Genomic DNA, 20,407 nt, shown 5'->3' on the forward strand with positions numbered 1-20,407 from the left:
CCCCTGTCGGACGCCGGCCGTTCGCCGTTCATTGTTACCAGGTCAGGCTGCCTGGAGCCCTTCCGCGCGAGCCAGCTCACGCAGCCGGCCCAGTGCCTGGATCTCCAGCTGGCGGATGCGCTCGCGGGACAGCGAGAACCGCGACGCGACCTCGGTCAGCGAGTGCTCCCGCCCGTCCTCCAGGCCGTACCGGGCCCGCATGATGCCGGCGGAACGGTCGTCGAGGTGGTTGAGCAGACCCTCGATCCGCTGCCGCTCCAGGCCGGTGAGCACGATCTCCTCCGGCGACGGCGCGTCGCTGTCGGCGACCAGGTCGCCGAGGTTGGTGTCGCCGTCGTCGCCCACCGGGGTGTCCAGCGAGACGGTGTCCTGCGACCAGCGGACCAGCTCGTTGACCCGCTCGACGGTCACGCCGAGCGCGGTCGCGATCTGCTCCGGCTCCGGGTCGCCGCCCAGCTCACGGGTGAGCTGCCGGGCCACGTTGCGCATCCGGTTGACGTCCTCGACCAGGTGCACGGGCAGCCGTACGGTCCGCTCCTGCTGGGCGATCGCCCGGCTGATCGCCTGGCGGATCCACCAGGTCGCGTAGGTGGAGAACTTGAAGCCCCGCTCGTAGTCGAACTTCTCGACCGCCCGGACCAGGCCGGTGTTGCCCTCCTGGATCAGGTCCAGCATGGGCATCCCGGAGCGCACGTAGCGCCGGGCGATCGACACGACCAGCCGCAGGTTCGCGCGGATGAACAGGTCCTTCGCGCGCTCACCCTCGACGACCAGCCGCTCCAGGTCCTCCCGGTCGACGCCGTCGGGGATCCGATCCTCGTCGAGCAGGTGCTCGGCGTAGAGGCCCGCCTCGATCGCCTTGGAGAGGTCGACCTCCCGGGCGGCGTCGAGCAGCGGCGTCCGGGAGATCTCGTGCAGGTAGACGCCGACCAGGTCCCGCTCCTCGGCGACCTCGTCGGTACGCATGCCGATGTTCTTGTCCACGATTGCCACGGTCCCCTCGCTAGCGCCGGTTGCCCGGTTCCTTGCCATCCCCACGTTCATCAGCCCTCCCCGTAACCTCCGCTGTGCCCGTAGGTGCTGACACCTACACAACAGATGTGACGCGTCGGGGATTCCATGTCGTGAGTCGAAACTGTCACGAATGCCTGAGTAGTAGCTGAGAGCCCGGTCCATGTTTCCTGTTACCGGCCCGGTTCGGGCGGCTCGCGGGCGCCGTTTTCGGCGCACACCGGAGCTGCGAAATCGCCGTTCGCCCATGGAATGGCACCATTGCCTGTTCCATGAACACAGCGAGCCGCGTCACCGAGTCGTTGCGATCCTGGTCACTGCGAGATACGCGCCTGCGGACCGGTCGGTTCAGCCATGCTCAAGGATTACCCTCCGCCTCGTTGAACAATCCGTGCGGGAGGAGTCGTCCCCTCCCCGCACGTGATACGCGTCGCACCCGCCGGGCGGATGCGCCGGGCGGGTGGATCGGGCGGGACGGGCCTGCCCGCGGCGGGGGCCGGAACGCTCAGGAGGCGAGCAGTTCGAGCGCGCCGCGTACCTGATGGGCGGAGCGGGCCAGCGCGGCCCGGGCGGCCGGCACCTCGGCGCCGGAGACGAGCGCGACGAGCGCGGTCTTGAGGTCACCGTCGGCCTCCCGCAGGGCGACCCGGCACACCTCCTCGGCACAGCCGGTGGCCTCCATGAGGATCGAGATCATGCGGCCGCGCAGTTTGGCGTTGGTGGCCACCATGTCGATCATCAGATTCGAGTAGACCCGGCCCAGACGCACCATCACGGCCGTGGAGAACGTGTTGAGCACCAGCTTCTGCGCCGTGCCGGCCTTCATCCGGGTCGACCCGGTGACCACCTCCGGTCCGGTGTCCACCCCGATGAAGACGTCCACCGACGCGGCGGCCTCGGCCTCCGGATTCGCGCAGAGCAGCACCGTACCGGCCCCCTGCGCCCGGGACGCGGCGAGCGCCCCGAGGACGTACGGGGTGCGCCCGCTGGCCGCCAGGCCCACCACGAGGTCGCCGGGGCGTACGCACTCGGTGGCGTCGGCGGCACCGCCGCGCTCGTCGTCCTCGGCGTCCTCGACGGCGCGCCACATGGCGTCCGGGCCGCCCGCGAGGTGCGAGCAGAACCAGTGCCGGGGCGAGTTGAACGTGGGCGCCAGCTCGGCCGCGTCCAGCACGCCGAGGCGGCCGGAGGTGCCGGCGCCGAAGTAGTGCACGCGGTGCCCGTCGCGCAGCGCGGCCACGGCCAGGTCGACCGTCTCGGCGATCTCGTCCAGCACGGCGGCGACCGCGGCCGGCACCCGCCGGTCCGCCTCGTTGATGACGGTGAGCACGTCCCGGGTGGACATCAGGTCGAGGTCGACGCTGTGCGGGTTGCGCCGCTCGGTCGGCGCGCCGACGCGCACCACCGGCCGCACCGCCGCCACGCCGTCGCGCTCCACCCGACCCGCCGTCATCCCCGCCTCCGCCCGGGGCCGACCCGGTGCGACTGGACCGCCTCGGCGGTGGCCTCCAGGGCCTTCTTGGTCCGGGCCCGGCTGCGGGCGGCCACCCCGACGAAGAGGCAGTCGACCACTGTGAGCTGGGCCAGCCGGCTGGCCGTCGCGCCGGACCGGTACGTCGTCTCCCGGGCGGCTGTGGTGAGTACGTGGTCCGCGACCTCGGTGATCGGCGAGCGCGGGAAGTTGGTCAGCGCCACGGTGGTGGCGCCGCGCGCCCGCGCCTGCTCCAGCACCTCGATGACGTCGGACGTGGTGCCGGTGTGCGAGATGCCGACGGCCACGTCGCCGCGGCCCAGCAGGGCGGCGGAGGTGAGCGCGGTGTGCACGTCCGGGAAGTAGAACGCGATGCGGCCGATGCGGTGCAGCTTCTGCTGGAAGTCGGAGGCGACGAAGCCGCTGGCGCCCGCGCCGTAGACGTCGATCCGGGCGGCCGCGCCGATCGCCTCGACCACCTGCTCGCAGACCGCCGGGTCGAGCTGCTCGGCAGTCTCCTCGACGGCCCGGGCGTCGTTGAACGCGATCGTGGCGATGATCTGGGCGAGGTCGGCGCCCGGCGGGATGTCGCCGCCGACCACGCGCGCGTCCGGCGGCTCGACCCGGCGGGCGGCCTCGGCGGCGAGCCGGATCCGCAACTGGGGATAGCCGTCCATGCCGACCGAGCGGCAGAAGCGGATCACTGTCGCCTCGGACGTCTCGGCGGCGGTGGCGAGGTCGGTGATCGTACGCCGGGCCGCGTCCGCCGGATCGGCGACGACCAGCCGGGCCACCCGCTGTTCGGCCGGGGACAGCGAGGGCAGCAGGCCGCTGATGTGGACGATCAGTCCACCGGGCTCGTGACTCGCAGAAATCTTCGAACTCTTCGCCACGGATGAAACTTACTTTCACGAGGCGTGAGCGTCAACCATGACACCGCGTATCGGGAAATTTACTGTCTTCCGTGCCCGCCCCGGGCCAAGGATCCCATTGTCGCAGCCCTACCGCCTCATCCGCTCCGGTCGACTCACTCCTGCCGCCCGACGTGCCGGTCCGCCGTCGCGCCGCAGGTCCTGCCCGGTCGGCCTCGACCCGGCGGGCCGGACGGCCCACCGGTCCGTCGCCAGGGCGGTTGGCTAGCGTGTGTCCATGACGGAACGCACGGTACTGGTGACCGGAGGCACGGGCGGGCTCGGCGGCGCGGTCACCGCCACCTTCCTCGACGCCGGCTGGCGGGTGGTCGTACCCCAGCGGGAGCCCGGGACGGACGACGGCCCGGTCCGGGTCGTGGCCGACCTGCTGACCGCCGACGGGGCCGCGCGGGCGGTCGAGGCGGCGACGGCCGAGCCGGCCGCGCCGCTGCGCGCGGTGGTCAACCTCGTCGGCGGGTACGCGGCCGGCGGCCTGGTGCACGAGACCCCGGTCGACGACTTCGAGCGGATGCTGCGGCTCAACCTGCGCCCGACGTACCTGGTCACCCACGCGGCGCTGCCGCACCTCATGGCGTCCGGCGACGGCGCGGTGGTCTGCGTCGCGGCCCGGGCGGCGGTCTCGCCGTTCCCCGGCGCCTCCGGCTACGTCACCGCCAAGGCCGCGGTGCGGGCGTTCGCCGAGGCGGTGGCGGTCGAGTACCGGCAGCGCGGCGTGCGGTGCAACACGGTGCTGCCGAGCGTCATCGACACCCCGGCCAACCGCGCCGCCCAGCCCGGCGCCGACCACGGGCGCTGGGTGCCGCCGGCCGAGATCGCCGAGGTGATCCGCTTCCTGGCCTCCCCCGAGTCCGCGCCGACCAGCGGCGCGAGCATCCCGGTCTACGGGCGGGCCTGAACCGGCACCGGCCCGTCCCGCCCGGCGCCACCGGCCGGGCGTCGCGGACCGGCCGGAGCCGGACCGGCCGGAGCCGGCCCGGGACCGGCGGACGGGTCGTCGGGCAGCCACTCGCTCAGGTGCGCCCGGATCCGGCGGGCCACCTCGTCCGGCGGCCCGTTGCCGTCCACCACCACGAAGCTGCCGTACTCCGGCAGTTCCCGGTAGGCGGCGGCCGCGGCGGTCAGCCACTCCATCGTCTCGTGGTCCGTGCCGCGCCGCTCGATCCGGCGGTACGCCTCGGCGGGGTCGACGGTGAGCAGGAACGTCACCCGGGGCGCCGGGAAGATCCGGTACCCGGCTCGGGCCAGCCGCTCCCACCGCTGCCCGCCGTGCGCCCGGATGCTGGCGTACTGGCAGGCGGACCACCTGTCCATCACGGCCGTCCGGCCGGTCACCAGGCAGCTCAGCAACGCGAGCGCGATGGCCAGCCACCGCAGCACCGACTCGACCACGAGCAGGCCGTCGCGCCCGACGAGCCGCTGCGCGTCCGGACGGCCGACCCGCTGGGCGATGCGGCCGAGCCAGCGGCGGCCACCGGCGTTGCGGTGGTAGGTGGCGGGACGGCCGGCGGCGGTGAGCGCCTGGGCGAGCCGATGGGCCTGGGTGGTCTTACCTGAGCCGTCGATGCCGATCAGGGCGACGGTGCGCAGTCGGGCCCCGCCCCGCCGCGTCCGCAGTGAGCTGGCCACCCTCCCGAGGTTATCCGACCGATGCTCACCCGAGCCCGGATGTCGCTTTCCTGCCCTGACGGGCCGATCGCGCCGCAACAGGTGTGACCGGAGCGTCCGCCGGGTACGCATCGTGGTCCCACCGCAGATATGACGACGAGGGAGCCGCAGATGGCCGAGCGCGGGGACGAGACCCTGGTGCACACGCTGAAGAAGGTCGCCGCCGTGCTCAAACAGTCCGAGATCCCGTTCGCGCTCGGTGGCAGCTTCGCGGTGTACGCGCACGGCGGCCACTCCAGCGACCACGACGTGGACTTCCTGCTCCGCGAGGCGGACGTCGACCGGGCGCTGGAGGCGCTGGTGGAGGCGGGCTTCACCGCCGAGCGTCCGCCGGAGGACTGGCTGGTCAAGGTCTACGACGAGGACCGGATGGTGGACCTGATCCACCGGCCGGTGGAGACGCCGGTCACCGAGGAGACGTTCGCCGACACGATCGTGCGCCCGGTCGACGCGATCCACATGCCGGTGCTCTCGGCCAGCCAGCTCATGGTGCACAAGCTGCTGAGCTTCTCCCAGCACTACTGCGACTTCGCCCGCGCCCTGCCGCTGGCCCGTTCGCTGCGGGAACAGATCGACTGGGAACGGGTACGGAAGGAGACGCAGCACTCGCCGTACGCGGAGGCGTTCCTGGTGCTGCTCGACCGGCTGGACGTGCTGCCCGGCGGCGCGCCCGGCGGAAGGGAGACCCTGTGACCGGACTGTCCGGCGACGTTCCCCCCGACGAGTACGTCGAGGCGGAGATCCAGAGCATGCTGGCCGAGGACCCCACCGTGGCCGAGCAGGGCATCACAGTGGTGCGGCGGGAGAACGGGCTGGTGCTCTACGGCGAGGTGGAGAGCCCGCACCGGCGGGAGGAGATCCTGCGGCGGGTGGCCGAGCGCTTCCCGGACACGCCCGTGACCAGCGACATCGGGGTGATCCGTACGCAGGCGCCCACCCAGGTCGAGGAGTTGCCGTGAGGGAGGTTCGATGGTGATCCGGATCGCCGCCGTGGGCGACGTGCATCTGGACGAGGACGTGGTGGGCCGGTTCCGTCCGGCGCTGGAGGAGCTGCCCGGCTGCGCCGACGTGCTGCTGCTCGCGGGTGACCTGACGCGGCACGGCACCGAGGCCGAGGCGCGGTGCGTGGCCCGCGAGTTCGGCGACCTCGGCGTACCGGTGATCACCGTGCTCGGCAACCACGACCACCAGTGCGACGAGGTGCCGCAGGTGGTGAAGGTGCTGGAGGACGCCGGGATCACGGTGCTGGAGGGCACCGGCACGGTGGTGGACACCCCCGGCGGGCGGCTCGGGGTGGCCGGCGTGAAGGGGTTCGGCGGCGGGTTCGCCGGGCGGTGCGCCAGCGACTTCGGCGAGCCGGAGATGAAGGCGTTCGTGCGGACCACCCGGGAGAGCGCCGACGCGCTCACCGGCGCGCTGCTCTCGCTGGAGTGCGACGCGCTCGTCGCGCTCACCCACTACTCCCCCGTACCGGACACGTTGGCCGGCGAGCCGCTGGAGATCTACCCGTTCCTCGGCTGCTACCAGCTCGGCCAGGCGATCGACTCCGCGCCCACCGCGCTGGCGCTGCACGGGCACGCCCACCACGGCACCGAGCGCGGCACCACACCGGGCGGCGTACGGGTCCGCAACGTGGCCCACCCGGTGATCAAGCAGGCGTACAGCGTCTTCCACCTGGGCGGTGATCAGGTCGACTGACCGGGAGGTTTCCGGTAACGGGCGCACGGGTATTCAGCCGACATGGAGCTGATTCTCTGGATTCTCGCAGTCGTACTGGTGGTCGCCGGAATTCTCGCCCTGTTCCGCCGGCAGATCCTCTGGGGCATCGTCCTCATCGTCGTCGGCCTGCTGGTCGGCCCGGGTGGCGTCAGCATCTTCAACACGTAACGCGGTTCTCGTTCCCGCCGGGGTCGCCGGGCCCGGGCGTTCCGTCCTGCCGGACCGGAACGCCCGGGTCGGGTGACCCCGGCTCTTCCGCGTCCGGGTCCGGTGACGCCCGGGCGTTTGCCGGGCCGGTCGAGCGGAAACATCTCGACCATGGAGATGTCGCAGAGTGGCACCCGGCGCACCACCGGAGCCCGTACATGGTTGGCGCTGCTCGGCTTCGCCGCCGCCACCTTCGCCGCCGCCGCGATCGGCGGGCTGGGTGTCCAGGGCACCTCCGCCGAGTACCAGAGCCTGGAGCAGCCCGCCTGGGCGCCGCCGTCGTGGCTGTTCGGCCCGGTCTGGACCGTGCTCTACGCGCTCATCGCGATCGCCGGCTGGCTGGTCTGGCGCCGGGCCGGTTTCGGTCCCGCGGTCTGGGCCTGGGTGGTCCAGCTCGTGCTCAACGCGATCTGGACCCCGCTGTTCTTCGGCGCCGGGGCGTACGGGCTGGCGTTCGCCGAGATCGTGCTGATGTGGCTGGCGATCGGCGTGACGGTGGCCCTGTTCCGGCGCGTCTCCCGGCCGGCCACGCTGCTGATGCTGCCGTACTGGGCCTGGGTGACGTTCGCGTCCGCGCTGAACTTCGCGGTGTGGCGGCTGAACTCCTGACCGGTACGGGCGCGGGGGCCGCTCGCCCCCGCGCCCGCCGGGTTCAGCAGCGGGGTACGCCCGGGATGTAGCCGTCGTACCCGGTGTAGACGTAGGCGTCGGAGATGAACCGGCCGGAGCCGATCCGGTCCCAGATCGAGCTGGTGCCGTACGTGCCGGTGACGCTGGTGCCGCTGGTCTGGCACTGGATGGTCACCTTCGCCCCGTCGGCCACCGTGCCGACCGAGCTGTAGCCGGTGCCGGGGCCGGAGCGGACCGTCAGCGGGGAGCCGGCCGTGTTGACGGTGCCCTCGCCGGTGTTCGTCCCGCCGCAGCCGTTGTCGCTGGTGTAGGTCTTGGTGCCCCAGTAGAGCGCCTGGACCCCGTTGAACTTGATCTTCACGGAGCTGCCGTCGATGCGCTGCTCGTAGTGCAGGTGCGGGCCGGTGGAGCCGCCGGTCGTGCCGACGTAGCCGATCACCCGGCCGTAGCCGACGGTCTGCCCGACCGAGACGTTGAAGGCGTTCAGGTGGGCGTAGTAGGTGGTGTGACCGCCGCCGTGGTTGATCCGGACGTACTTGCCGTAGCTGGTGTCGCCGAGGTTGGTGACCACGTCGACGGTGCCGGGCGCGCTGGCCACCACCGGGTCGCCCAGGTCGTCGGTGCGGTTGAAGTCGATCGCGTTCGCCGGGCTGTGGTTGGTCCGGGTCTGACCGGACCAGGACTGGTTGCACGGGAACGGGACCTTGAACGTCGGCGCGGCCATCGCCGGCGCGGCCGGCACGAGGGTCGCCGCCAGGACCGCCGCGCTCGCCCCGAGGGCGAGCCATCGCTTCCGCATCCACTACCTCCAATGTTGAAAGTCTTCAATGTGATGCGGACATCGTGACAGAAAGTTCCGTTCCCGGGAAGATTCGTGGGAGCGCACCCACCGCCCGTGGTCAGGGTTTCGGGATTGTTACCGGGCCGTGTCCGGCCAGGGGTGGACCCGACACGATGCAAGCGCTTACATGTGAGGACGACCATCGGACCGGCGCGGGTTCGATCCCCCCACGCGCCGGCAAGGAAGGAGATCGGCATGGCGTTTGCCAGATCGCGCCAGGCGCTCGCGGTCGCCGGCGTCCTGGGGCTGGCGCTCGGCGTCGCCGCCTGCGGCACCGGCAACGACAAGAAGAGCAGCAACGCGGGCTCGGCCGAGTGCGGCGCATACGAGAAGTACGAGGGTCACGACGGCAAGAAGGTGACCATCTACTCCTCGATCCGTGACATCGAGGACGAGCGCCTCCAGCAGTCCTGGAAGGAGTTCGAGGACTGCACCGGCATCGAGATCGACCACGAGGGCTCCGGCGAGTTCGAGGCCCAGCTGCCGGTCCGGGTCGACGGCGGCAACGCCCCCGACCTCGCCTTCATCCCGCAGCCGGGTCTGCTGAAGCGGTTCGTCGACTCGGGCAAGCTCAAGCCGGCCGGCGCCGACACCAAGGCCATGGCCGAGCAGAACTACTCCGCCGACTGGCTGAAGTACAGCACCGTCAACGGCCAGTTCTACGGCGCCCCGCTCGGCTCCAACGTGAAGTCCTTCGTGTGGTACTCGCCGAAGACCTTCAAGGAGAAGGGCTGGACCGTCCCCACCACGTGGGACGACCTGATCAAGCTCTCCGACCAGATCGCGGCCAGCGGCACCAAGCCGTGGTGCGCCGGCATCGAGTCCGGTGACGCCACCGGCTGGCCGGCCACCGACTGGATCGAGGACGTGCTGCTGCGCACCGGCGGCCCGGACGTCTACGACAAGTGGACCACCCACGAGATCCCGTTCAACGACCCGCAGGTGGCCGACGCGCTCAACCGGGCCGGCACCATCCTGAAGAACGAGAAGTACGTCAACGGCGGCTTCGGCGGCGTGAAGAGCATCGCCACCACCTCGTTCCAGGAGGCGGGCACGCCGATCACCACCGGCAAGTGCGCGCTGCACCGGCAGGCGTCCTTCTACGCCAACCAGTGGCCCGAGGGCACCAAGGTGGCCGAGGACGGCGACGTCTTCGCGTTCTACTTCCCGGCCATCGACCCGTCGAAGGGCAAGCCGGTGCTGGGCGGCGGCGAGTTCGTCGCGGCCTTCGCCGACCGTCCCGAGGTCCAGGCGGTGCAGACCTACCTGGCCTCCGGCGAGTACGCCAACAGCCGCGCCAAGATCGGTGACTGGGTCTCCGCGAACAAGAAGCTGGACCTGAACAACGTCCCGAACCCGGTGGACAAGCTCTCCGTGGGCATCCTCCAGGACGAGAAGACGGTCTTCCGCTTCGACGGCTCGGACCTGATGCCGGCCGCGGTCGGCGCCGGCACCTTCTGGAAGGGCATGGTGGCCTGGATCAACGGCAAGGACACCACCGCCGTCCTGAACGACATCGAGGGCAGCTGGAAGTGATCTAGCAGGTGGCCCGGTCCGGTTCCCCCGGACCGGGCCACCTCTGCTAGCCGAACCCTTGAGGGAGGGTCGATGGAGTTCGACTTCGCGGCGGAGCAGCCGAAGTTCCTCATGCTGATGTACGGGCTGATCGCCTTCGTCGCGGTGGTGGGCGGGCTGCTCCTGCTCCTCGACGTGGTGCCGTCGTTCTTCGCCCGGCGCCGGGAGGCACAGCTCGTCGCGGCCTCGGCCAGCGGCGCGCCGCTGCCCCGCCGGCGCAAGCAGGGCGAGGGCGCGTTCGCGTTCTTCTTCCTGTTGCCGACGCTGCTGCTGCTCGCCGTCGGGCTGGTGGTCCCCGCCGTCCGCACCACGCTGCTCTCCTTCATGGACTCCGGCAGCAACGACTGGGTGGGCCTGGACAACTACCGCTGGATGTTCGCCGAGGACTCGATCGTCCGGGTCCTGATCAACACGCTGATCTGGGTGCTGCTGGTGCCGCTGGTGGCCACCGCGTTCGGCCTGATCTACGCGGTCCTGGTGGACAAGGCCCGGTTCGAGGCCGTGGCCAAGTCCCTGATCTTCCTGCCGATGGCGATCTCGTTCGTCGGCGCCTCCATCATCTGGAAGTTCGTCTACGCCTACCGGGGCGAGGGCGACCAGATCGGCCTGCTCAACCAGATCGTGGTGAGCCTGGGCGGCGAGCCGAAGCAGTGGCTGCTGGACTCGCCGCTGAACACGTTCCTGCTCATCGTGATCATGGTGTGGATCCAGGCCGGCTTCGCGATGGTGGTGCTCTCCGCCGCGATCAAGGCCATCCCGGCCGACATCGTCGAGGCGGCCCGCCTGGACGGCACCACCCCGTGGCAGATGTTCTGGCGGATCACCATTCCGAGCATCCGGCCGGCGCTGATCGTCGTGGTGGTGACGATCTCCATCGCCACGCTCAAGGTCTTCGACATCGTCCGGACCTCCACGAACGGCAACTACGACACGAACGTGATCGCGACCGAGATGTACAACCAGGCGTTCCGCTACCAGGAGAACGGTCAGGGCTCGGCGCTGGCGGTGTTCCTGTTCGTCCTGGTGATCCCGATCGTGATCTACCAGATCCGCAACCTGCGCAAGCAGCGGGAGGGCTGAGATGACCACCGCCACGCCCACCGTCGGAGTCGGCGCCCAGGCCACCGAGCCGACCACCCGGAGCGCACGGGTGCGCAAGCGCCTGAACAGCCGTACCGCCACGCTCGTGTCGATCGTCATCGCGATGCTCTGGACGATCCCGACCTTCGGCCTGTTCATCTCCTCGCTCCGGCCGGAGAACGAGATCAAGACCACCGGGTGGTGGACGTTCTTCACCAACCCGCAGATCACCCTGGAGAACTACCAGGAGGTGCTGTTCAGCCGCGGCTCGTCCGGGCAGTTGGCCAGCTACTTCATCAACTCGCTGGCGATCACCATCCCCTCGGTGCTCTTCCCCCTGGCCTTCGCGTCGCTCGCCGCGTACGCGCTGGCGTGGATGAACTTCAAGGGGCGGGACTGGGTCTACATCGGGATCTTCGCGCTCCAGATCGTGCCGTTGCAGATGGCCCTGGTGCCGCTGCTGCGGTTCTTCTCCACCGGCGTCACAGTCGCCGGGGTGCAGATCATGCCCGCGTGGGACCTGGTCGACGAGCAGAAGTTCGCCCAGGTGTGGTTCGCGCACACCTGCTTCGCGCTTCCGTTCGCCGTGTTCCTGCTGCACAACTTCATCTCGCAGCTCCCCGGCGACCTGATGGAGGCGGCCCGGGTCGACGGGGCCACCCACCCGAAGATCTTCCGCACCATCGTGCTGCCGCTGATCATGCCCGCGCTGGCGGCGTTCGGCATCTTCCAGTTCCTCTGGGTCTGGAACGACCTGCTGGTCGCGCTGATCTTCGCCGGTGGCGGCGACGAGACCGCCCCGATGACCGTCCGGCTCGCGGAGCTGGCCGGCACCCGGGGCAACGAGTGGCAGCGGCTGACGGCCGGCGCGTTCGTGTCGATCGTCGTACCGCTGATCGTGTTCCTGTCCCTCCAGCGCTTCTTCGTGCGAGGTCTGCTCGCCGGCAGCGTCAAGGGTTGATCCGGCGCCCCGCCGCCGGCACGGCCGGCGGCGGGGCCCGGGTCACAGCGGGGAGCTCACGATGACCAAGATTGACGACGTCGCCCGTCTGGCCGGGGTCTCCACGGCCACCGTCTCCCGGGCGCTGCGGGGCCTGCCGACGGTCTCGGCCGCGACCCGCCGCCGGGTGCTCGCCGCCGCCGAACAACTCCAGTACGCGGTGTCGCCCAGCGCGAGCCGGCTGGCCGGCGGCCGGACCGGCACGGTGGCGGTGGTGGTGCCCCGGATCACCAGGTGGTTCTTCGGCACGGTGGTCGAGGCGGTCGAGGAGTTCCTCCAGGACAGCGGCTACGACCTGCTGCTCTACAACCTCGGCGGCCGGGAGCGGACCCGGCAGCGGGTGCTGCGCACGGCCAGCCTGCACAAGCGCGTGGACGCGATCATCCTGGTCGCGACCCCGCTGCGCGCGGCCGACGTGCACGCGCTGACGAAGCTGGACCTGCCGGGCGTGACGATCAGCTCCGGCAGCGAGGTGCCCGGCTGGCCCTGCGTCCGGATCGACGACGTGGCCGCCGCCCGGACCGCCACCCGCCACCTGCTCGACCTCGGCCACACCCGGATCGCGCACATCTCCGGCGACCCGGACGACGAACTGGCCTTCACCACCCACCTGGACCGGCGGCGCGGCTACCAGGAGGCGTTGCGGGCCGCCGGGCTGCGGCCCGATCCGAGCCTCGACGTCGAGTCGCGGTTCACCATCGACGGCGGCACCCGCGCCACTGCCGAGCTGCTGGCCCGGGGCGAGCCGCCGACCGCCATCTTCGCCGCCTGCGACGAGATGGCGATGGGCGCGATCACCGCGCTGCGTGACGCCGGGCTGCGGGTGCCGCAGGACGTGAGCGTGATGGGCATCGACGACCACGACCTGGCCGGCGTGCTCGGGCTCTCGACGATCGCCCAGCCCGCCGCCGACCAGGGGTCGCTCGCCGCCCGCATCCTGCTCGACCCGCTCGGCGTACGGGCCACCGAGCCGTATCCCGGCCTGGTGCCCGCGCCGCGCGGCGCCGACACCGGCGACGGGACACCACCCCCGGTGATCCTGCCCACTCGCCTGGTGGTGCGTGAATCGACCGCGCCGCCCCGGGCACACTGAACGAACTCGCTCGTCACCGCACCACCCAGACAGGAGTAAGGCGCTGAACACCGACGCGACGCAGCAGGCCCCGGGCACCGGCTGGTGGACCGAGGCGGTCATCTACCAGGTCTACCCGCGCTCGTTCGCCGACTCCGACGGCGACGGGATCGGCGACCTGCCGGGCATCACGTCCCGGCTCGACCACCTCGCCGAGCTGGGAGTCGACGCGGTCTGGCTGTCCCCGTTCTACCCGTCCCCGCAGGCCGACGCCGGGTACGACGTGTCCGACTACCGCGACGTCGATCCGCTGTTCGGCACGCTCGCCGACGCCGACAAGCTGATCGCCGAGGCGAAGGCCCGCGGGCTGCGGGTGATCGTCGACCTGGTGCCCAACCACACGTCGTCCGCGCACCGCTGGTTCACCGCGGCCGTGGCGGCCGCGCCGGGCAGCCCGGAGCGGCAGCGGTACGTCATCCGCGACGGCAAGGGCCCGGACGGCACCGAGCCGCCGAACGACTGGGTGAGCGTCTTCGGCGGGCCCGCCTGGACCCGGCTGCCCGACGGGCAGTGGTACCTGCACCTGTTCGACGCGGGCCAGCCCGACCTCAACTGGGACAACCCGGAGGTCCGCGCGGAGTTCCTCGACGTGCTGCGCTTCTGGCTGGACCGGGGCGTGGACGGCTTCCGGGTGGACGTGGCGCACGGCCTGATCAAGCAGGCCGACCTCGCCGACTGGCAGGAGCCGCAGGAGATCCTCTCCGGCAGCGAGGTGGACAAGCCCCGCCCGCCGATGTGGGACCAGGACGGCGTGCACGAGATCTACCGGGAGTGGCGCCGGGTACTCGACTCGTACCCCGGTGAGCGGATCCTGGTCGCCGAGGCGTGGGTGGAGCCGGCCGAGCGGCTGGCCCGGTACGTGCGCCCCGACGAGATGCACCAGGCGTTCAACTTCGAGTACCTGCTGGCGGCGTGGAGCGCGCCGGCCCAGTACGCGGTGATCACCCGCTCGCTGGAGGCCACCGACGCGGTGGGCGCGCCGACCACCTGGGTGCTGTCCAACCACGACGTCGTCCGCCACGCCTCCCGGCTCGGGCTCGGCACCGCCGGCGGCCGGGCCAACGGCGTCGGCGTCGACGACCCGCAGCCGGACGCCGCGCTGGGCCTGCGCCGGGCCCGGGCGGCCAGCCTGCTGATGCTCGCGCTGCCCGGCTCCGCCTACCTCTACCAGGGCGAGGAACTGGGCCTGCCGGAACACACCACGCTGCCCGACGAGGCCCGGCAGGACCCGACCTGGAAGCGCAGCGGCCACACCGAGCGCGGCCGGGACGGCTGCCGGGTGCCGATCCCGTGGGAGGCCGACGCCCCGTCGTACGGCTTCGGGCCGACCGACGCGAGCTGGCTGCCCCAGCCGCCGGTGTGGGCCGAGTACGCGCTGGACCGGCAGCGCGGCGTGCCCGGCTCGACGTACGAGCTGTACCGGACCGCGCTGCGGCTGCGCCGCGAGCACGCGCTGGCCCGGGGCCCGCTGCGGTTCCTGACCTCCGGCGACGAGGTGCTCACGTTCACCAACGGCGACCTGACCGTGCTGACCAACTTCGGCGCCGACCCGGTGCCGCTGCCGGCCGGCGCCCAGGTGCTGGTGTCGAGCGCGCCGCTGGACGGCGACGCCGTGCCGACCGACGTGACGGTCTGGTTCCGGAGCTGACGCGGTGGCCCCGCCAGACGGTCACCGTCCGGCGGGGCCCTCGCTCTCCAACCGGCCGGCGCGGGCGTGCAGCAGGTCGTGCACCTGCGCGATGTCCCGGGGCGAGGTGCGGGCAGCCAGCCAGTACATGATCCCGGTCGGGATGAAGAAGAGCTGGAACGCGGCCAGCCCGACCGCGTAGTTCAGCGGCGGCGGGAAGGCCGCCCGCAGCGCGGCGAACGCCACCCCGACCAGCCCGTTGCCCGCCGCCCGGCCCACACCGTTGACCAGGTTGCCCAGGCTGTAGACGGTGCCCCGGTGCTCGGGCGGGTTGACGTCGGCGATCAGGGCGAACCAGTTCGGCGAGTTCGCCGACGTCAGCGCCAGCGCCACCACGGCGGTGAGCAGGCTCAGCCCCACCGACGGCTCGGTGAACACGCTGGACAGCACGGCAGTCACCACCGCGCCGGAACCGGCGCCGTCGGGGACGTCGATGCGGATCGGCACGAAGAACAGGACCAGGTAGAACGGCAGCGCCGCGAGGATGCCGACGGCCGCGACCATGGCCCGGCCGCTGGGCGTACGCCGTTGCAGCGCGTCGCCCACCAGACCGCCCACGATGGACAACACGCCGCCGAGCTGGAACAGCGTGGCGAAGACGCTGCCCACCACCACCGCCGTGGCGGGCGAGTAGCCCTGCGCCTCGGCCCGCTGGCTGAACAGCACCGGCAGCCAGACCAGCGAGCCGAACGCGGCCTGGGCGGTGAGCCCCTGGAGGATCAGCCAGCGGTTGGTCCGGCGGGCCAGGATCCGGGGCAGGTCGGCACGGCTGATCCGGTAGTCGTACTCGTTCCCGGCGTCGATCGCCCCGGCCAGCTCCGGTTCGCTCTGCCCGCGCCGGATGTCGTAGGTGAACAGGTACGCCACAGTGGCGGCCAGGCCCACGCCGGTCAGCAGCAGGAACGGCCGCCGCCAGTCGGTCGCGCCGAGCACGCCGCCGAGCAGCGTCCCGGCCAGCGTGCCGACGCCCTGGGACAGGCCCCAGAAGCTCATCACCAGGCCGCGGCGGCGCGGTGAGATCAGGTCGGTGACCACCGAGAAACCGACCGACCCCACCGCGCCGAGCCCGACCGCGCCGACGAACTGCGCGATCAGGAACGTCGCGTACCCACCGGCGAGCGCGCTGCCGCCGGTGCCGGCCGCCCAGAGCAGCGTGCCGACCATGAGCAGCGGCTTGCGGTTGGTGCGGTCCCCCACGTACGCCCAGCCCACCGCCGCCACCGCGCTGACCAGGAAGCTGACGGCGGTGACCAGGCCGAGCATCCGCTGGGGTACGTCCAGCGCGGCGGAGATCGGCCCGTACAGCGGGGGCACCAGGCCGATCGCCACGTTGTCCAGCGAGGCGAGCACCACGAAGACCACGACGCTGTAGAACCGGTGTGCCGCGTTCCCGCGCCGGGAGATCCTGGTGCCCGTCATGCCGGGCAGCAAATCAGGTGCAGGTCACCTGCGCAGCACGACCCCCCGTACCGGCGTCATCCCCGCGCCTCGGCGTAGCGCTCGCGGATGGCGGGCACCGCGTCGCCGGTGTACTCCTCGGTGTCGCCGACCGACCAGGCGGGCGGGGTGTCGCCACCCAGCGCCACCCAGGCGGCCTGCCGGGCCGCGCCGTCGGCCACGTACTCCCCCGGCGGCGGCACCACCACCGGGCGGCCGAAGACCTGCGGCGCGATCCGGCGCACGGCCGCCGACCGCGCGCCGCCGCCGACCAGGATGATCCGGTCGGCGCGGGCGCCCTGCGCGATCAGCGCGTCCAGGCCGTCGGCCAGCCCGCAGAGCATGCCCTCGACGGCGGCCCGGGCCAGGTGCGCCGGGGTCGAGGTGCCGAGCGTGAGGCCGTGCAGGGTGCCGGTGGCGTGCGGCCGGTCCGGCGTCCGCTCCCCCTCCAGGTACGGCACCAGCACCAGCCCGTCCGCGCCGGGCGGGGCGGACAGGGCCAGCTCGCCGAGCGTGTCGAGGTCGACGCCGAGCAGCGTCGCGGCGGCGTCCAGCACCCGGGCCGCGTTGAGCGTGCACACGAGCGGCAGGAACCGGCCGGTCGCGTCGGCGAATCCGGCCACCGCGCCGCTGGCGTCGGCGGCCGGCGTGTCCGCCACCGCGAACACGGTGCCGGAGGTGCCGATCGAGACGACCACGTCGCCCGGACCGGCCCCGGCCCCGAGCGCCGCGGCGGCGTTGTCCCCGGTGCCCGGCCCGAGGAGCACCGGACCGGCGGCACCGGTTCCCGGGCTCCCGGCCGTACCGGACGCCGCGCCGCCGCCGAGCACCGCCGGGTCGAGGTGCCCGGCCGCCTCGGCCGGACCGAGCACGACCGGCACCTTCGGGCGCCGGCCGAAGGCCCGCTCCAGCAGGTCCAGCCGGTACTCGCCGGTGCGCGGCGACCAGTAGCCGGTGCCGCTGGCGTCGCCCCGGTCGGTGCGCAGCGCGTCCAGGCCGGGAGCGCCCGCCAGCCGCCAGGTGAGCCAGTCGTGCGGCAGGCAGACCGCTGCCACCCGGTCGGCGTTGTCCGGCTCGTGCCGGGCCAGCCAGCGCAGCTTCGTCGCGGTGAAGCTGGCCACCGGCACCGCGCCGGTCGCCTCGGCCCAGAACCGGCGGCCGGTCTCCCCGCCGCCGGTCTCCTCGACCAGTTCCCGGGCCGCGTCGGCGGAACGGGTGTCGTTCCACAGCAGCGCCGGGCGGACCACCTCGCCTGAGGCGTCCAGGCAGACCATGCCGTGCTGCTGGCCGCCGACCGAGACGGCTGCCACGTCGGCCAGGCCACCGGCCTCGGCGACCGCCGTCCGCAGGGCCTCCCACCAGGCGTACGGGTCGACCTCGGTGCCGGGCGGGTGCGGCGCGCGGCCCTGCCGGACCAGCGCGCCGGTCTCCGCGTCCCGGACGACCACCTTGCAGGACTGGGTCGACGAGTCGACCCCCGCGACGAGCGGCATGGCGGCCCGCCTCAGCGCGCGCCGAGCACGTGCTCGACGGCGAGCTGGTTGAGCCGGACGAAGCCGAAGCCCTTCGCCCCGGCGGCCTCCGGGTCGAACTCCTCGAACGCGGTCCGGTCGGCCAGCAGCTCGCGGTAGCCCTCACCGGGGTTGAGCGTCGGGGTGGCCAGCTCGGCCACCCGGGCGGCGGCGAGCGCCTCGACCACCTCCGGGTCGGCGCGGAACGCCGCGGCCCGCTCCTTGAGCAGCAGGTACGTCCGCATGTTCGCCTCGGCGGAGGCCCACACGCCGGTCATGTCCTCGGTGCGGGACGGCTTGTAGTCGAAGTGGCGCGGGCCGTCGTAGGCCGGGCCGCCGTTCGGGCCGCCGTGCTCCAGCAGGTCGACCAGGGCGAACGCGTTGAGCAGGTCGCCGTGGCCGAAGACCAGGTCCTGGTCGTACTTGATGCCGCGCTGGCCGTTGAGGTCGATGTGGAACAGCTTGCCCTGCCAGAGCGCCTGGGCGATGCCGTGGGCGAAGTTCAGCCCGGCCATCTGCTCGTGCCCGACCTCCGGGTTGAGCCCGACCATCTCGGGGCGGGCCAGCGTGGAGATGAAGCCGAGCGCGTGCCCGACGGTGGGCAGCAGGATGTCGCCCCGGGGCTCGTTCGGCTTCGGCTCCAGCGCGAAGCGCAGGTCGTAGCCGTTGTCGACGACGTACTCGCAGAGCAGGTCGACCGCTTCGCGGTAGCGGTCCAGCGCGGCCTGGACGTCCTTGGCCACGTCGTACTCGGCGCCCTCCCGGCCGCCCCACATGACGAACGTCTTCGCGCCCATCTCGGCGGCGAGGTCGATGTTGCGCAGCACCTTGCGCAGCGCGTACCGGCGCACGTCGCGGTCGTTGCTGGTGAAGCCGCCGTCCTTGAACACCGGGTGGTTGAACAGGTTGGTGGTGACCATCGGCACGACCAGGCCGGTCTCGTCGAGGGCCTTGCGGAAGCGGCTCAGCCGGGCGTCGCGGGTGGCGGCGTCCGCGCCGAACGGGACCAGGTCGTCGTCGTGGAAGGTGATGCCGTACGCGCCCAGCTCGGCGAGCCGGTGCACCGCCTCGACGGCGTCCAGCTCGGGGCGGGTGGCGTCCCCGAACGGGTCACGGGCCGGCCAGCCCACCGTCCAGAGGCCGAAGGAGAACTTGTCCGCGGGGGTGGGGCGGGGTGCCATGGCAGACCTCCAGGTGGTGGTGTCGTCCGCGATTTGTTCAGCGGTTGAATTAAATGGCGGCGATGTGGCAGTGTCAAGAGGTGACAAGCACCAGCACCGCCGGGGCGGTCCGGCAGGGCAGCCTGCGCGAGTTGAACCTCGCGGTGGTGCTCCGGCGGATCGCCGCCGCCGAACGGCCGCCCTCGCGCGCCGGGATCGCCGCCGACACCGGCCTCACCCGGGCCACCGTCTCCGCCGTGGTGGACGACCTGATCGCCGGCCGGCTGGTCGTCGAGGCGGAGCCGGAACCGCGTACCGGGGCGGGCCGCCCGGCCCGGGGCCTCGTGCTCGCCTCCGACGGCCCGGCCGGGCTCGGCCTGGAGGTGAACGTCGACTACCTGGCGGCCTGCGTCGTCGACCTCACCGGCACGGTCCGGCACCACCTGGTCCGCCGCGCCGACCTGCGCCCGGTCTCCCCCGCCGACGCGCTCGCCCGGCTCGCCGCGTTGGCCGCCGAGGCGCGCGCCGCCGCCGTACGCGACGGGCTGACCCTGGCCGGCGCGGCGCTCGCCGTGCCCGGCCTGGTGGGCGACGGCGGCCTGGTCCGGCTCGCGCCGAACCTCGGCTGGCGGGACGTGGACGTGCCGGCGCTGCTCGCCGGTCACCCGCTGGCCGAGCCGGTCGACGGGGTGCCCCCGCTGGTGGTCGACAACGAGGCGAACCTGGCCGCGCTCGGCGAGCTGTACGCCGGCCCGGGCGGCACGCGCAGCTTCCTGCATGTCACCGGCGAGATCGGCATCGGCGCCGGGATCGTGCTCGACGGCGCGCTCTACCGGGGCGCACGCGGCTGGAGCGGAGAGATCGGTCACTTCCCGGTGCAGCCACAGGGCCGGCCGTGCCGCTGCGGCGGCCAGGGCTGCCTGGAGCGGTACGCGGGCCAGGAGGCGATCCTCGCCGCCGCCGGACTGCCCGGCGCGGAACTTCCGGCGGACACCGCCGCCACCCGGCTCGCCGACCTGGCCGAGGCCGGTGACCCGGCCACGCTGACCGCCCTGACCGACGCCGGCACCGCCCTCGGGATCGCCGTCGCGGGCGTGGTGAACCTGCTGGATCTGGACACCGTGGTGCTCGGGGGCGGATACGCCCGGCTCGCGCCGTGGCTGCGGCCGACGGTGGAGGCGGAGGTCTCCCGGCGGGTGCTCACCGCCGGCTGGGCGCCGGTCACGGTGCGTCCGGCAGTGCTCGGGGCGCAGTCCGCGGCGGTCGGCGGCGCCGGCTCGGTGGTCCGCCGGATCGTCGACCGGCCGGTGGGCTGGCTGGCCCGGACCACCTGATCCGGGATGATCCTG

19 protein-coding genes and 1 pseudogene are annotated in these 20,407 nt (G+C 72.5%); 12 read left to right on the top strand and 8 right to left on the bottom strand.

Annotated elements, in window-relative coordinates:
- Nucleotides 1-42: 42 nt before the first annotated feature.
- The 3 genes from ACN27D_RS07230 to ACN27D_RS07240 form a co-directional block, all read right to left on the bottom strand.
- Entirely contained in the window at nucleotides 43-1,032 is a 990-nt protein-coding gene (locus tag ACN27D_RS07230; RefSeq protein WP_030271317.1) for a sigma-70 family RNA polymerase sigma factor, read from the bottom strand.
- A 484-nt stretch (nucleotides 1,033-1,516) separates the two neighbouring features.
- Nucleotides 1,517-2,464: an N-acetylmuramic acid 6-phosphate etherase gene (gene murQ, locus ACN27D_RS07235; protein WP_120573491.1), complete on the bottom strand. Its 948-nt coding sequence runs from the start codon at nucleotides 2,462-2,464 to the stop codon at nucleotides 1,517-1,519.
- A complete protein-coding gene (locus ACN27D_RS07240; RefSeq protein WP_120573490.1) occupies nucleotides 2,461-3,375 on the bottom strand; it encodes a MurR/RpiR family transcriptional regulator in 915 nt (304 codons plus the stop codon). The genes murQ and ACN27D_RS07240 overlap by 4 nt, the downstream gene beginning before the upstream one ends.
- A 256-nt stretch (nucleotides 3,376-3,631) precedes the next feature.
- Here ACN27D_RS07240 and ACN27D_RS07245 point away from each other — a divergent pair, with 256 nt between their 5' ends.
- The gene (locus tag ACN27D_RS07245; RefSeq protein WP_358175048.1) at nucleotides 3,632-4,309 is read left to right on the top strand and encodes an SDR family NAD(P)-dependent oxidoreductase; all 678 of its coding nucleotides are present in this window, start codon (nucleotides 3,632-3,634) and stop codon (nucleotides 4,307-4,309) included.
- Here the strand turns inward: ACN27D_RS07245 and ACN27D_RS07250 are convergent.
- Complete coding sequence (locus ACN27D_RS07250) at nucleotides 4,294-5,040, bottom strand: dTMP kinase (RefSeq protein WP_358175045.1); 747 nt, start codon at nucleotides 5,038-5,040, stop codon at nucleotides 4,294-4,296. The genes ACN27D_RS07245 and ACN27D_RS07250 overlap by 16 nt on opposite strands.
- 150 nt (nucleotides 5,041-5,190) lie before the next feature.
- On the opposite strand from ACN27D_RS07250, the gene ACN27D_RS07255 reads away from it, so the two are divergent.
- The 5 genes and pseudogenes from ACN27D_RS07255 (at nucleotide 5,191) to ACN27D_RS07275 (ending at nucleotide 7,614) form a co-directional block, all read left to right on the top strand.
- Entirely contained in the window at nucleotides 5,191-5,772 is a 582-nt protein-coding gene (locus ACN27D_RS07255) for a nucleotidyltransferase (RefSeq protein WP_043328811.1), read from the top strand.
- Nucleotides 5,773-5,828: 56 nt separating this feature from the next.
- Entirely contained in the window at nucleotides 5,829-6,038 is a 210-nt protein-coding gene (locus ACN27D_RS07260; protein WP_225853111.1) for a hypothetical protein, read from the top strand.
- 10 nt (nucleotides 6,039-6,048) lie between these two features.
- Nucleotides 6,049-6,829 (top strand): annotated as a pseudogene (locus tag ACN27D_RS07265) (metallophosphoesterase family protein).
- Nucleotides 6,820-6,966 (top strand): GPGG-motif small membrane protein, encoded by a 147-nt coding sequence (locus tag ACN27D_RS07270; RefSeq protein WP_013288160.1) that lies wholly within the window; start codon nucleotides 6,820-6,822, stop codon nucleotides 6,964-6,966. The pseudogene ACN27D_RS07265 and the gene ACN27D_RS07270 overlap by 10 nt, the downstream one beginning before the upstream one ends.
- A gap of 150 nt (nucleotides 6,967-7,116) precedes the next feature.
- Entirely contained in the window at nucleotides 7,117-7,614 is a 498-nt protein-coding gene (locus ACN27D_RS07275; protein ID WP_358175040.1) for a TspO/MBR family protein, read from the top strand.
- Between the two features lie 43 nt (nucleotides 7,615-7,657).
- Here ACN27D_RS07275 and ACN27D_RS07280 read toward each other — a convergent pair whose 3' ends face one another.
- The gene (locus ACN27D_RS07280) at nucleotides 7,658-8,434 is read right to left on the bottom strand and encodes a M23 family metallopeptidase (protein WP_120573485.1); all 777 of its coding nucleotides are present in this window, start codon (nucleotides 8,432-8,434) and stop codon (nucleotides 7,658-7,660) included.
- A gap of 237 nt (nucleotides 8,435-8,671) precedes the next feature.
- On the opposite strand from ACN27D_RS07280, the gene ACN27D_RS07285 reads away from it, so the two are divergent.
- The 5 genes from ACN27D_RS07285 to ACN27D_RS07305 all read left to right on the top strand — a co-directional run bounded on the left by ACN27D_RS07285 (nucleotide 8,672) and on the right by ACN27D_RS07305 (nucleotide 14,911).
- Nucleotides 8,672-10,012 (top strand): ABC transporter substrate-binding protein, encoded by a 1,341-nt coding sequence (locus ACN27D_RS07285; protein WP_120573484.1) that lies wholly within the window; start codon nucleotides 8,672-8,674, stop codon nucleotides 10,010-10,012.
- Between the two features lie 72 nt (nucleotides 10,013-10,084).
- On the top strand, nucleotides 10,085-11,131 hold the full coding sequence (locus ACN27D_RS07290) for a carbohydrate ABC transporter permease (RefSeq protein WP_120573483.1): 1,047 nt from the start codon (nucleotides 10,085-10,087) through the stop codon (nucleotides 11,129-11,131).
- A 1-nt stretch (nucleotide 11,132) separates the two neighbouring features.
- Nucleotides 11,133-12,092, top strand: a complete 960-nt coding sequence (locus tag ACN27D_RS07295; protein ID WP_120573482.1) for a carbohydrate ABC transporter permease — start codon at nucleotides 11,133-11,135, stop codon at nucleotides 12,090-12,092.
- 61 nt (nucleotides 12,093-12,153) lie between these two features.
- Nucleotides 12,154-13,224: a LacI family DNA-binding transcriptional regulator gene (locus ACN27D_RS07300; protein WP_120573481.1), complete on the top strand. Its 1,071-nt coding sequence runs from the start codon at nucleotides 12,154-12,156 to the stop codon at nucleotides 13,222-13,224.
- 43 nt (nucleotides 13,225-13,267) lie between these two features.
- Nucleotides 13,268-14,911 carry an alpha-amylase family glycosyl hydrolase gene (locus tag ACN27D_RS07305; RefSeq protein WP_421501118.1) on the top strand — a complete coding sequence of 548 codons (1,644 nt, stop codon included), beginning with the start codon at nucleotides 13,268-13,270 and terminating at the stop codon, nucleotides 14,909-14,911.
- Between the two features lie 21 nt (nucleotides 14,912-14,932).
- Here the strand turns inward: ACN27D_RS07305 and ACN27D_RS07310 are convergent, their stop codons facing one another.
- The 3 genes from ACN27D_RS07310 to xylA are packed head-to-tail and all read right to left on the bottom strand — an operon-like array spanning nucleotide 14,933 to nucleotide 19,079.
- Nucleotides 14,933-16,369 carry an MFS transporter gene (locus tag ACN27D_RS07310; RefSeq protein ID WP_120573480.1) on the bottom strand — a complete coding sequence of 479 codons (1,437 nt, stop codon included), beginning with the start codon at nucleotides 16,367-16,369 and terminating at the stop codon, nucleotides 14,933-14,935.
- A 56-nt stretch (nucleotides 16,370-16,425) separates the two neighbouring features.
- On the bottom strand, nucleotides 16,426-17,880 hold the full coding sequence (xylB, locus tag ACN27D_RS07315) for a xylulokinase (RefSeq protein WP_421498824.1): 1,455 nt from the start codon (nucleotides 17,878-17,880) through the stop codon (nucleotides 16,426-16,428).
- Nucleotides 17,881-17,891: 11 nt separating this feature from the next.
- Nucleotides 17,892-19,079, bottom strand: a complete 1,188-nt coding sequence (gene xylA, locus ACN27D_RS07320; RefSeq protein ID WP_013288170.1) for a xylose isomerase — start codon at nucleotides 19,077-19,079, stop codon at nucleotides 17,892-17,894.
- Nucleotides 19,080-19,132: 53 nt separating this feature from the next.
- Here xylA and ACN27D_RS07325 point away from each other — a divergent pair, with 53 nt between their 5' ends.
- Nucleotides 19,133-20,392 (top strand): ROK family protein, encoded by a 1,260-nt coding sequence (locus tag ACN27D_RS07325; protein WP_358175022.1) that lies wholly within the window; start codon nucleotides 19,133-19,135, stop codon nucleotides 20,390-20,392.
- Nucleotides 20,393-20,407: the final 15 nt, after the last annotated feature.

It is taken from the genome of Micromonospora sp. WMMD1274 (assembly GCF_049179035.1).
Classification (GTDB): domain Bacteria; phylum Actinomycetota; class Actinomycetes; order Mycobacteriales; family Micromonosporaceae; genus Micromonospora; species Micromonospora tulbaghiae.